Origin of the sequence: Streptomyces sp. NBC_00690 (assembly GCF_036226685.1) — a bacterium.
Taxonomy (GTDB): Bacteria; Actinomycetota; Actinomycetes; order Streptomycetales; family Streptomycetaceae; genus Streptomyces.
In genome coordinates this window covers 5,267,525-5,278,269 of the sequence record NZ_CP109009.1, presented here as the reverse complement: position 1 = coordinate 5,278,269, position 10,745 = coordinate 5,267,525, and the positions used below count along the sequence as shown (strand labels likewise).

Sequence of the window (10,745 nt, the reverse complement as noted above, 5' to 3'; positions counted from 1 at the left end):
AGCGAAGTCGATTCGGTGGAGGCGGACTTCGCGGGTGCGGAGGTGCGCTGGCACGGCGCCCGGAGTGAACTCGCAGCCACCTTAGATGACTTGTGGATTCGTGGAGGAAGCCATACGGTTCAGCCGTACAGTCTCGTCCACGAAACCACATGAGGAGTTGGCATGGACAACCTGACGCTGCGCACGGCAGTGGTCGCCGCACTGGCAGACGTCGAATCCGTCAAGGCCAAACTCACCGGCCTGCTGGCGGAGATCGAAGGGACCGAGACCGTCGACCTTGGGCGCCAGGGTCGCTGGACGAAGGCGCAGGTCGCCCTGGTGTGGAGCAGGGTCGACCATCTCCCCGGTGTCCAAGCCCTCTTCGCCACCACCGCGGAACGCCCCGACGAGAAGGTCACGTTCACGGAGATCATCGAGCGCTCCGGGCTCGCCGAGCGTCAGCAGGCCAACGAGCACGCAGCACTCAGCCGCATCTCCGCCCAGCTCTTCCAGGAGAAGCGCTGGCCCATCGAGAACAGCCAGGGCAGCATCGACAGCGCGACGGGCAAGGCGGAGATGCTGTACTGGATGGACAGCCGGATCGCCCGGTGGTGGCTCGACATCACGGCCTAGGCGTCAGCGCACAAGCGTCACTGCACGGGCGTACCGCGTAGCCGTCACCCCACAGGCGTCACGGTGGCGAGATCACCACTCAGACAGCACCGTTCGAGCATCATCGCGGACACTGGGGCAGCAGGCGGACATCGCACGGCCGGCGGGGGTCCAGCCGTGCGAGGAGCCCAGGCTCACACCAGTCGTCGGGCCGTCGCCCAGCGCGTCAGTTCATGGCGGTTCGACAGTTGGAGCTTGCGCAGGACCGCCGACACATGCGACTCCACGGTCTTCACCGAGATGAACAGTTGCTTGGCGATCTCCTTGTAGGCGTATCCCCGCGCGATCAACCGCAGGACCTCCCGCTCCCGTTGGGTGAGCCGGTCCAGGTCCTCGTCGACCGGGGGTGCGTCGGTGGAGGCGAACGCATCGAGGACGAATCCCGCGAGCCGGGGGGAGAAGACCGCGTCCCCCTCCTGCACCTGGAAGATCGATTCCACCAGATCGGTGCCCGTGATCGTCTTGGTGACATAGCCGCGGGCACCGCCGCGGATCACTCCGATCACATCCTCCGCGGCGTCCGACACGGACAGTGCCAGAAAACGCACGGGGTCCTCGCCGGCCGCCATCAGGGAAGCACAGCGCCGCAGCACCTCGACGCCACCGCCACCCGGCAGATGGACGTCCAGCAGGACGACCTCGGGGCGCGTCGCCGTGATCACGGTGACCGCCTGGTCCACGTCCGCAGCCTCGCCGACCACCTCGACACCGGTACGCTCGGTCGCTCCGATCTCCGCCTGGACACCGGTACGGAACATGCGGTGGTCATCGACCAGCACCACCCGCACCCGCCGCTCGCCGCTCTCCCCTGGCGCCGTCGCTTCGGTCATTGTTCCGCCCTCTCCATGGCCCGTTCCATCTCCAACTCAACCTCCGTACCCCCGCCGGGCGCCGGACGGAGTCGGGCCGTACCGCCGTTGCGCTGCATACGGCCGATGATCGACTCCCTGACGCCCATCCTGTCGTCCGGCACGGAGTCCAGGTCGAAACCGGGCCCCCGGTCCCGTACGGAGACATAGACCGTGCGGCCGTCGACTTCGGCGAAGACCTGGACCGCACCGCCCTCGCCACCGTACTTGGCCGCGTTCACCATCGCCTCGCGTGCGGCCTGCATTTGTGCGCTCAATCCGTCGTCGAGCGGGCAGTCACCGACCACCACGACCTCCAGCGGGACGCCGTGCTTGTCCTCGACCTCGGCCGCCGCCTTCTTCACCGCATCCGCGAGGGTGTCGGGCTCCTCGGCCTCGTCCTTGCCCGTGCCTTCGGGTTTGTAGAGCCAGTTGCGCAACTCCCGCTCCTGGGCGCGGGCGAGGCGACGCACCTCACCGGCGTCATCGGCGTTGCGCTGGATCAAGGTGAGGGTGTGGAGCACGGAGTCGTGCACGTGCGCCGCGACCTCGGCGCGCTCCTGGGCCCGGATGCGCATGGTCCGTTCCTCCGAGAGGTCCTGGCTCATCCGAACCAGCCATGGGCCGGCGAGCAGGGCGATCCCGGACAGCACGGCTATCGCGGCGGTGAGCACATTGCCGAGTTGCGCCGCGGACCCCCGGACGACGACGAAGACGCTGAAGCCCATGCCGACCAGCGCCACCCCGGCCAGGCCCCGCCCGAGCTGGAACAGCCGGCGACGACGGGTGTTGGCCTCGCTCCAGCGGGCACGGCGGGCGTTGTCCGCCTGGCGCCACACCAGGACGACACCCGCACCGACCAGCACCGTCGGCCACACATAGCGGTTGGTGCCGCTGCTGGTGTCGAGGTTGCCCACGAAGATCGACGCCCCGAAGACCAGGGCGATCATCGCGAACAGTTGGCCCTTGTCGGGCTTGCGGAGCCTTCGTCTGCCGTCGTTCGCCACCTCGAAGAGGGAGCGCGGCTGCGCACCCTTTCCGCCCACCCCGAGCGGTACGACGATCCAGAACACCGCGTACAGCAGGATGCCGAGTCCCTCGGTCATGAACAGCCCGAGGAAGACCAGCCGGACCCAGACGACCGGCAGACCGAGATGACCCGCCAGGCCCCGGGCGACCCCGCCGAGGAACCGGCCGTCGGCACTGCGGTAGAGCTTGCGCGGCGGTGCCTCCTCGGGCAACGGGGCACGCGGAGGGGCGGCGGTACGGGGCGTGGCGGCGGGCATGCACCGATCGTCACACGGGAGAGGGCCCCGCGGTATCGGGGGCGACCCTGAGAGCACCCCGGGAAGGAACCCGGTGGCCACCCGCAGAAAGCAGCCGCCCCCTCGGATGTGGGTCTCTCAGGGATGGATCTCAGGGACGGGCCAGGGTCGGCGCGGGTGCCATCACGGCCGAACGCCCGTCACCATGGACGTATGACAGAGCCGATCGCCTTCCCGTGCCAGGTGGTGCACGTATGACCGGGCCGACCGCCGCACGGGGAGCGGGTGGCAGTGCCCCGTCCGCAGGGGACACCGACGCCGGCGGACAGCCCGCGGGCGCGTCCCCGCGGGCGTCGGGCGCGCGTCCCAGCCAGCCCCAGCCCGACCAGGCCGAAGAGCGCCCGTTGCGCCGTGCGTCGCGGCAGAAGGTCCTGGGCGGAGTCTGCGGCGGGCTGGGCCGGTACTGCGACATCGACCCGGTGATCTTCCGGATCGTGATCGGCGTGCTCGCGGCGGCGGGCGGCATCGGGTTGATCCTCTACGGGTTCGCCTGGCTGCTGGTGCCGCTGGACGACGATGGGGAGAGCGAGGCCCGTCGACTGCTCTCGGGCCGGGTCGACGGACCCGCGCTGACCGCGATCTTCCTCGCCCTCCTGGGCTGCGGCCTCTTCCTTACCATGCTGAACAGCGGGGGGACGCTTGCCTTCGCCGCCCTGCTCACCCTCACCATCTCCGGTGCGGCGGTGTGGTCGCAGCGTCGACGTACGGTCCAGGAGACCGCGCACGTCGACCGGGCGACCGCCCAGGCGGTCTCCGAAGCACCGCCCGAGACCAAGGCCCCTCCGGTGCGGGAGGCACCGTCGTGGTGGCGGGACCCGATCGTCAAGGACGGCTCCACGGGCCCGGTTCCCTCCGACTACCTCTGGGGTCCCGAAAGCGCCCTGTCCGAGGCCGTCAGGGCGGTCCCCGGCAAGGGCGCGCCCCCACGGTCCCGGCCGGTGGGGCCACGGCGCATCGGCGGCACGGTATTCATGCTGGCCATGGTCGCCGGCTTCCTGGGCACTCGGATGAGCTGGGACGGCCACCCCCTGGGCACGAGTCTCCAGATCGGACTGGTCTGTGCCCTAGGAGTCTTCGGTCTGGGCATCGCCATCAGCTCGGTAATCGGCCGCACCGGAGTCGGTACGGTCATGATGACGGTCGTCACCGCGCTCCTGCTGGCGGGCGCCGCTGCGCTGCCGAAGGACATCAGCACCCGGTGGCTCCAGAAGGAATGGGCGCCCACTGCCGTCTCGGACATCAAGCCCCGCTATGAGCTGGGCTCGGGCGACGCGACCCTCAATCTGACGGCCGTGCCCGTGCCGACCGGGGGTTCGGTGTCCACGACAGCGGAGGTGGGCGCCGGCCGGCTCAAGGTGGTCGTACCGAAGGACGCGGTGGTCACCGTGTGGGCCACGGCGGACTTCGGCGAGATATCCCTGCCGGGCGATGCCAAGAACGACATCGACATCTCCACCGATGTGGAGCGGCGGCAGAGCCTACCGGCTCCCAAGGGCGCCAAGCCCATGGGCGGGATCGAACTGCGTCTCAAGGTGGCCATCGGCCAGGTGGAGGTGACCCGTGCCGCGTCCTGACGTCGAGCACCCGAGGACCGAAGAGTCCCAGGCCCCCCAAGAGATCAGCGAGCCCAACGAGATCAACGAGACCGATAGCGCGACGGTGGCCGCTGACGTCCGACCGGGCGAAGGCCCGCCCGGCTCCCGGTGCGCTCCCGTCGTCTGCTCCCCCTCAGCCTCCCGTGTGGTGCACGGCTTCAGACCGGGCCGGATGCTCGCGGGGCTCACGGCTCTCACGCTGACCCTGCTCTACGCGGGCGACGCGGCCGGGTCCTGGCACGTCCCCTGGTTCATCGTCTTCCCGGTGATCACAGGGGGTCTGTCCCTCGCCGGTATGGCGGGCCTCGTGCACTACGGCCTGCGGCGCCGCCGAGCGGACACGGCCGCATCCAGCGAGAGCACGGACGCCCCCGCCAGGACCAACGGCAACCAGGCCATCAGATAGACCAGGTCATTGCCGTAGTAGTACGGCTCGGTCTGCCAGCTCACGGTCAGCCAGAGGCTCAGCGAGATCAGCGCGCCGCCGAGAGCCGCCAGCCGAGCCAGTAGTCCGATGAGGGTGCCGAGCCCGACGGCCACTTCACCGAAGGCCAGGGCATAGCCGAAGCCCTCGGGGTTCCTCAGACCGAGGTCGACCAGCCAGGGCACGGCGGAGGTGTCCCGGACATTGCGCATCAGATCGCCGATGGAGCCGGGGCCGCTGTCGCGGAGGAAGCTGCTGTCCGTGAGCTTGTCGAGACCGGCGTACACGAAGGTGACACCGAGGAAGATCCGCAGCGGCAGCAGGGCGTAGCGGCCCGCCTGCTCCCGTCGGGTCCGCGTAGTGCCGTCCCCGGCTGTCCACCGATGGCTTGTGCTCATGGCTGTCCCACCTCCCGTTGGCCCGTCATCTGACACTACGGACACCCGGGCCGAAAAGCTCACCAGATGTTCGATTCATCCCCAGGGCGGGGGCGGCTGACGGTCGATCCGGGCATGGACCGGCTCCGGGCGTACGTCGGCGTCCCACCGGGTCGTACCCCTGCCCCACTCGGAGCGGGCCACGCACCCGCGAACACGACGAACGCCGCCACCCGTACGAACGGATGACGGCGTCGGCCTTCAGCGGTGGGAGGTCACTCCCACTCGGTGGTCACTCCCACTCGATGGTGCCCGGCGGCTTGCTGGTCACGTCCAGCACCACACGGTTGACGTCGGCGACCTCATTGGTGATCCGGGTGGAGATCTTCGCCAGCACGTCGTACGGCATCCGGGTCCAGTCCGCGGTCATCGCGTCCTCCGAGGAGACCGGACGCAGCACGATCGGGTGGCCGTAGGTCCGCCCGTCACCCTGGACTCCGACGCTGCGGACATCGGCGAGCAGCACGACCGGGCACTGCCAGATCTCACGGTCGAGGCCGGCCACGGTCAGCTCTTCACGGGCAATGGCGTCGGCCTCGCGCAGCAGGTCGAGGCGCTCGCGCGTGACCTCGCCGACGATGCGGATACCGAGGCCCGGGCCCGGGAAGGGCTGCCGCTGGACGATCTCGTCGGGGAGGCCCAGTTCCTGGCCGACCATCCGGACCTCGTCCTTGAACAGCTTGCGCAGCGGCTCGACCAGCGCGAACTCAAGGTCCTCGGGGAGGCCGCCCACATTGTGGTGCGACTTGATGTTGGCGGTTCCGCTGCCGCCACCGGACTCCACCACGTCCGGGTAGAGGGTGCCCTGGACGAGGAAGGCGACTTCCTCACCGTCGGCCGCGCCCTCGGCGACGATCTCGGCCTGCGCCTGCTCGAAGACGCGGATGAACTCACGTCCGATGATCTTGCGCTTCTCCTCGGGGTCGGAGACACCGGCGAGCGCGGTCAAGAAGCGCTCCTGTGCGTCGACGACCTTCAGCGATACGCCGGTGGCCGCGACGAAGTCCTTCTCGACCTGCTCGGTCTCGCCCTTGCGCATCAGTCCGTGGTCGACGTAGACGCAGGTCAGCTGCGATCCGATCGCCTTCTGGACGAGCGCCGCCGCAACTGCGGAGTCCACGCCGCCGGAGAGGCCGCAGATGGCGCGCTTGGTGCCGACCTGCTCACGGATGAGGGCGAGCTGCTCCTCGATGACATTGCCGGTCGTCCACACCGGCTCGATGCCGGCGCCGCGGTAGAGGAAGTGCTCCAGCACCTGCTGTCCGTGCGTGGAGTGCATGACCTCCGGGTGGTACTGGACGCCGTACAGCTTCTTCTCGTCGTTCTCGAAGGCCGCGACCGGTACGACGTCGGTCGACGCGGTGACGGTGAAGCCCTCGGGCGCGGCGGAACAGGCATCGCCGTGGGACATCCACACGGGCTGCTCGGACGGCGTGCCCTCGAAGAGGGTGGAGCCTGGCTTGCTGACGTGCAGCGGAGTGCGTCCGTACTCACGGGCGCCGGTGTTGTCGACGGTGCCGCCGAGGGCGGTCGCCATCAACTGGAATCCGTAGCACATGCCGAAGACGGGGACACCGGCTTCGAAGATCGCCCGGTCGAGCTTCGGAGCGTGCTCGGCGTAGACGGAGGACGGACCGCCGGAGAGGATGATCGCCTTGGGCTTCTTGGCCAGCATCTCGGCGACGGGCATCGTCGAGGGCACGATCTCGCTGAAGACCCGTGCCTCACGGACGCGGCGGGCGATGAGCTGGGCGTACTGCGCGCCGAAGTCGACTACGAGTACGACATCGGGCTCGGCAGCGGGAGACGCTGATGACACTGGCGGCCTTCCGGCGGGACTGGGTTTCGGTTCTCCCGATTCTACCGGGGCCAAGGGGGCGTCCCGGTCCCCGGAAGTTCCCACTCCGTCTCACGATCCGAACCCGGCGTTGGCTGCGCTGCGTCACCGGTCCATACTGATTCCATGCTTCAGCAGCTGACCTTCGACTTTACCTATGGCACCGGCCCGTCCGGCTGCCATGGTCGTGCTGTTTGAGCTAGTGACAAACGACTTCCCAGGCGCCCCGGGCCGGTACGGCTCGGGGCGTTCTGTCATTCCCGGGCCATTGCCGCCCCGGGGCAGCCCCCTTGAGACAGAGGAGCCCCGCACGATGACCACGACGGCGAAGACGATCACGGAGCAGACCGGTGCCCGCACGGAGGAGGCGGCCGGCCTGATCACCGACGCACGTGAGCGCATCGACGCACTCGACGACCGGATCATCGGTCTCGTACAGGAACGGATGGCCGTGTCCGCGGTGATCCAGGACGCACGGATCTCCTCGGGCGGGCGACGGGTGAACCTGTCGCGCGAGATGGAGGTTCTCGGCCACTTCCGAGAGGCGCTGGGCAAGCCGGGGACGGCGCTGGCGATGACACTGCTGGAGCTGTGCCGAGGCCGCGTCTAAACCAACGGGGCCCGCGGCCGGACAGGCCCGACTAGGTGGTCGGGCGCAACTGAGTTCGGGTCCGCTCTCACCCGTACGGCGCGTGACCGAGGCCGAGCGGGCTTCGTTGGAACCCATGTCCGTGTCAGCCAGGGGCGGGCCTGGAAGGAAAACCACGCGTGGCTCCGCTGGGGCGTGTGATGTGCCGACGGCACGTCGTGGGACCTCGCACCAGCGCATGTGACCGGTCGGCAGGGGACAGCAGCCCGGTCACCCCAAAGCGGTCGACTCCGAGGACGCTCGGGGTCGACCGCAATCCGGTCGAAGCAGCTGCGCACTGCGTCCCACCCGACCCACCACCACACTTTCCGCCGTGTTTCCCACCGCGGCGAAACGACAGACCCCTCCCCCGCGGCGCACCCCCCAGCGCCGCATCCGTCGGCACCACCGCCGCCCTGACACCGGCGCCGACGGGCAAGGGCCCCCGCGGACTACACCCGCGGGGGCCCTTGCCGTGTGCGCCTGCCCAAGGACACGGATCCCGACACGGATCCCCCGGGACACGGAGCAGAGGATCACATCCCCCGCTCCGGCCCGTACCACTCGACGGACTGCTGCCCTGCCGGCCAGCGCTCCATCAGGAGAGGTCCCGGATAGAACGCCGCACTGTGGGGGCCGACCATGTCATCGCCCGTCAGATACCGGCTCAACCATTCGCCGAACGACATCCGGTACTCGTAGAAATCCTGCTCATCGCCGTCACAGGTGAGAAGCCGGCCCGGTTCACCGTCCACCTTTGGGGCGAGGAAGACGTACTCACCCCGATCGGTGCTGCACAGGGGGACCATCCCCTTCTCACCACCGAACAGGGGCCCGGTCGATTCAAAGCCGGGGCACAGGACGTCCTCGTCCCACGTGATGCTGGTGAACGCCTCCACGGTCTGAGCCATGAAGGACGACAGACCCAGGCCCGGAGCAGCAGGATGCTCAAGGTGGAGGTGTCCGTTGACCTGAATCGGCGCATAGCCGTCGACGAGGGTCTTGTAGTCCTCAGGTAGTGCGAGCCCGAGTTCCTCTTCCAACCTGTTCCAGGCGTCGGGGTCGGCGTAGCGCGCATCGGGTTCACCCATCATCGCGAACACGCGTTGCAGGGGTTCCATCTCCGCACCTCCAACGGCTTCGACTTCTGTCATGGCGACTCGGCGTTCCGGCTCTTCTCGATCGAGATCGGGCCGTACGCGGCGCTTCGGCCCATCGGCCCGACGACGGCATCAGCCGAACGTCATTCCAGCGTAGGGATCTGGCTCACCCGTCCACGGGTCGAGGCCCAGGGAGCGCAGGCGCTTGTCCTCTCGGTCACCCAGATACGACACCGGCACGGTGTTCCATAGATCGAGACCACTGAGCGGACACTCAGAAAACTCACCGGAGATGGTCGCCCGCAGGAACTCGACCATTCCGCATTCATACGTAGCCCAATGCGGAGAAGAATGCCTGCCCCAGACTGCCACTGGCCACTGATCCGGTTCTTCTCCTGAGACGAGCCAGCAGAGAATATCCCCACTCGAATCGACGCCCCAAGCGATCACGTCATGATCTGTTCGCAACGGCTCGGACCCACGAGCGTTCTCCGTCTCTTCCGCCATGGAATCGATCGGACCATCGACCTCCGGACCGAGTATCAGAAGGTACTGCATAAACACCCCCTTTCCGTAGGTGTGCAGAAAGTCGATGTAGTCCGCGGGAAAGCGAAAACCCCAACGACGCTCCACCGCCGGCCAGTCCACGGTGTCTCCCCCATCCCCGATGGGATCAATGAGACCGTCCAGCGCACTGGACCCGGACCGCTGAATCATCTCTTGCACCGCCCAACTCATGCCGCTCACAAGGACAGGGGCCAATGGGGTTCCCTATCGCTGGCCCACCATGACGGTATTCTCACCGGCCCCGGAAGCGCCGCTGAAGGAATTCAGCCCGCACCTCGTTGACAGCAATGGGGGACCGGCAGCCCTCCATCGCGTCATTCCGTGAGTTTTTATCAGGAACGCGAAAGGTACGGCAAACGGCCCCTTGCACTCAGGGTGACCCGATAGCGGACTATGTGACCGTCCTCCATCGCAACCTTCACCTGATTCCTGTGGGACATCACGCTTTCCACGAGCGGCCCGACCTCCGGACCGACTCCGGACGCCGAGTCCTCCGGGTTGGTTCCAGTCGAGTCCAGGGACCAACTGACCGGGACCAACCCGACTGACCGGACCGAGCCGGATCGCGTTGCAACCGTCATCGGAGTTCTGGGCGATCACCGGACGGGCGGACGGGCCGCTGCCCATGCGGACCAGGCGATGCGACTGCCCGTACATCCGTCGGACCGACAGATGGGCTATCACCGCGAAATACGTCCGTGGCCTTCACCACATAAAATTTCTGTCAGAAGATGGGCAACCATTCCGGCGGGTCGCAGGTCAATCATGCGTACCGACGGCCTCACCCGTGCACCACAGCTTCGGAAGGCCAACCAGCCCGTGCCGCATCGAAGCGGCGCCCAGACACCGCCGAGGTCTTCATGAAGCTCCGCCGCGCTATGGCCATCGCTGCCGCGAGCGCCGTCATAGCCCCTGCCACCTTCCTGGCAGCCCCGGCCGCCTATGCGACGAGCCCGAGCCCCTCCGAGTCCTCGTCCTCGCCGAGCACCTCGGAGAGCCCGTCCGAGAAGCCTTCGGAGAGCACCTCGCCGAGCCCGTCCGAGAAGCCTTCGGAGAGCACCTCGCCGAGCCCGTCCGAGAAGCCTTCGGAGAGCACCTCGCCGAGCACGTCGGAGAGCCCGTCCGAGAGCGCATCGCCGAGCAACTCCGAGAGCCCGTCCCAGAGCGAGAGCCCGTCGCAGAGCCCGAGCCCGAGCAACACCGAGTCCTCCCCGCCGGCGTCCCCGAGCCCGAGCTCCTCCGAGTCGGAGCCCCCGGTCGAGTGCAACGACTCCGCGGTCGACGTCTCCATCAGCGGTCTCCCCGGCAAGATCGCGGCAGGCAGCGGCTGGCA

12 protein-coding genes are annotated in these 10,745 nt (G+C 68.2%); 5 read left to right on the top strand and 7 right to left on the bottom strand.

From position 1 onward, the window contains the following. The first annotated feature begins 162 nt into the window (after nucleotides 1–162). Nucleotides 163–612 carry a hypothetical protein gene (locus OID54_RS23140; RefSeq protein ID WP_329022333.1) on the top strand — a complete coding sequence of 150 codons (450 nt, stop codon included), beginning with the start codon at nucleotides 163–165 and terminating at the stop codon, nucleotides 610–612. Nucleotides 613–785: 173 nt separating this feature from the next. Here OID54_RS23140 and OID54_RS23135 read toward each other — a convergent pair whose 3' ends face one another. Continuing rightward, nucleotides 786–1,481, bottom strand: coding sequence for a response regulator transcription factor (locus OID54_RS23135; RefSeq protein ID WP_329022331.1), 696 nt, complete (start codon nucleotides 1,479–1,481; stop codon nucleotides 786–788). Next, the gene (locus tag OID54_RS23130) at nucleotides 1,478–2,785 is read right to left on the bottom strand and encodes a PspC domain-containing protein (protein WP_329022329.1); all 1,308 of its coding nucleotides are present in this window, start codon (nucleotides 2,783–2,785) and stop codon (nucleotides 1,478–1,480) included. Before OID54_RS23130 ends, OID54_RS23135 begins: the two co-directional genes overlap by 4 nt. A gap of 233 nt (nucleotides 2,786–3,018) precedes the next feature. Here OID54_RS23130 and OID54_RS23125 point away from each other — a divergent pair, with 233 nt between their 5' ends. Together OID54_RS23125 and OID54_RS23120 are read left to right on the top strand one after the other, a co-directional pair. After that, nucleotides 3,019–4,398: a PspC domain-containing protein gene (locus OID54_RS23125; RefSeq protein ID WP_329022327.1), complete on the top strand. Its 1,380-nt coding sequence runs from the start codon at nucleotides 3,019–3,021 to the stop codon at nucleotides 4,396–4,398. Further along, complete coding sequence (locus OID54_RS23120) at nucleotides 4,385–4,825, top strand: hypothetical protein (protein WP_329022325.1); 441 nt, start codon at nucleotides 4,385–4,387, stop codon at nucleotides 4,823–4,825. Before OID54_RS23125 ends, OID54_RS23120 begins: the two co-directional genes overlap by 14 nt. Here OID54_RS23120 and OID54_RS23115 read toward each other — a convergent pair. Further along, nucleotides 4,732–5,241 (bottom strand): DoxX family protein, encoded by a 510-nt coding sequence (locus tag OID54_RS23115; protein ID WP_329022323.1) that lies wholly within the window; start codon nucleotides 5,239–5,241, stop codon nucleotides 4,732–4,734. The two genes, OID54_RS23120 and OID54_RS23115, sit on opposite strands and share 94 nt — an antisense overlap. Before the next feature lie 66 nt (nucleotides 5,242–5,307). Between OID54_RS23115 and OID54_RS23110 the strand changes: the two genes are divergently transcribed. Beyond that, nucleotides 5,308–5,469 carry a hypothetical protein gene (locus OID54_RS23110; protein WP_329022321.1) on the top strand — a complete coding sequence of 54 codons (162 nt, stop codon included), beginning with the start codon at nucleotides 5,308–5,310 and terminating at the stop codon, nucleotides 5,467–5,469. Between the two features lie 43 nt (nucleotides 5,470–5,512). On the opposite strand, the gene guaA is transcribed toward OID54_RS23110, so the two are convergent. Further along, complete coding sequence (gene guaA / locus OID54_RS23105; RefSeq protein ID WP_329022319.1) at nucleotides 5,513–7,099, bottom strand: glutamine-hydrolyzing GMP synthase; 1,587 nt, start codon at nucleotides 7,097–7,099, stop codon at nucleotides 5,513–5,515. 331 nt (nucleotides 7,100–7,430) lie between these two features. Here guaA and OID54_RS23100 point away from each other — a divergent pair, with 331 nt between their 5' ends. Beyond that, the gene (locus OID54_RS23100; protein ID WP_329022317.1) at nucleotides 7,431–7,727 is read left to right on the top strand and encodes a chorismate mutase; all 297 of its coding nucleotides are present in this window, start codon (nucleotides 7,431–7,433) and stop codon (nucleotides 7,725–7,727) included. A gap of 554 nt (nucleotides 7,728–8,281) precedes the next feature. On the opposite strand, the gene OID54_RS23095 is transcribed toward OID54_RS23100, so the two are convergent. The 3 genes from OID54_RS23095 to OID54_RS23085 all read right to left on the bottom strand — a co-directional run bounded on the left by OID54_RS23095 (nucleotide 8,282) and on the right by OID54_RS23085 (nucleotide 10,703). After that, entirely contained in the window at nucleotides 8,282–8,866 is a 585-nt protein-coding gene (locus OID54_RS23095; RefSeq protein ID WP_329022315.1) for an SMI1/KNR4 family protein, read from the bottom strand. Between the two features lie 111 nt (nucleotides 8,867–8,977). Then, nucleotides 8,978–9,493 (bottom strand): SMI1/KNR4 family protein, encoded by a 516-nt coding sequence (locus OID54_RS23090; RefSeq protein ID WP_329022314.1) that lies wholly within the window; start codon nucleotides 9,491–9,493, stop codon nucleotides 8,978–8,980. A gap of 859 nt (nucleotides 9,494–10,352) precedes the next feature. Continuing rightward, nucleotides 10,353–10,703 carry a hypothetical protein gene (locus OID54_RS23085; protein ID WP_329022312.1) on the bottom strand — a complete coding sequence of 117 codons (351 nt, stop codon included), beginning with the start codon at nucleotides 10,701–10,703 and terminating at the stop codon, nucleotides 10,353–10,355. Nucleotides 10,704–10,745 lie beyond the last annotated feature (42 nt).

What these genes read in the sequence shown, in the direction of transcription:
- OID54_RS23140 (WP_329022333.1), top strand. Translation starts at nt 163, where the DNA reads ATGGACAACCTGACGCTGCGCACGGCAGTGGTCGCCGCACTGGCAGAC.
- OID54_RS23135 (WP_329022331.1), bottom strand. Translation starts at nt 1,481, where the DNA reads ATGACCGAAGCGACGGCGCCAGGGGAGAGCGGCGAGCGGCGGGTGCGG.
- OID54_RS23130 (WP_329022329.1), bottom strand. Translation starts at nt 2,785, where the DNA reads ATGCCCGCCGCCACGCCCCGTACCGCCGCCCCTCCGCGTGCCCCGTTG.
- OID54_RS23125 (WP_329022327.1), top strand. Translation starts at nt 3,019, where the DNA reads ATGACCGGGCCGACCGCCGCACGGGGAGCGGGTGGCAGTGCCCCGTCC.
- OID54_RS23115 (WP_329022323.1), bottom strand. Translation starts at nt 5,241, where the DNA reads ATGAGCACAAGCCATCGGTGGACAGCCGGGGACGGCACTACGCGGACC.
- OID54_RS23110 (WP_329022321.1), top strand. Translation starts at nt 5,308, where the DNA reads ATGTTCGATTCATCCCCAGGGCGGGGGCGGCTGACGGTCGATCCGGGC.
- OID54_RS23100 (WP_329022317.1), top strand. Translation starts at nt 7,431, where the DNA reads ATGACCACGACGGCGAAGACGATCACGGAGCAGACCGGTGCCCGCACG.
- OID54_RS23095 (WP_329022315.1), bottom strand. Translation starts at nt 8,866, where the DNA reads ATGGAACCCCTGCAACGCGTGTTCGCGATGATGGGTGAACCCGATGCG.
- OID54_RS23085 (WP_329022312.1), bottom strand. Translation starts at nt 10,703, where the DNA reads ATGGAGACGTCGACCGCGGAGTCGTTGCACTCGACCGGGGGCTCCGAC.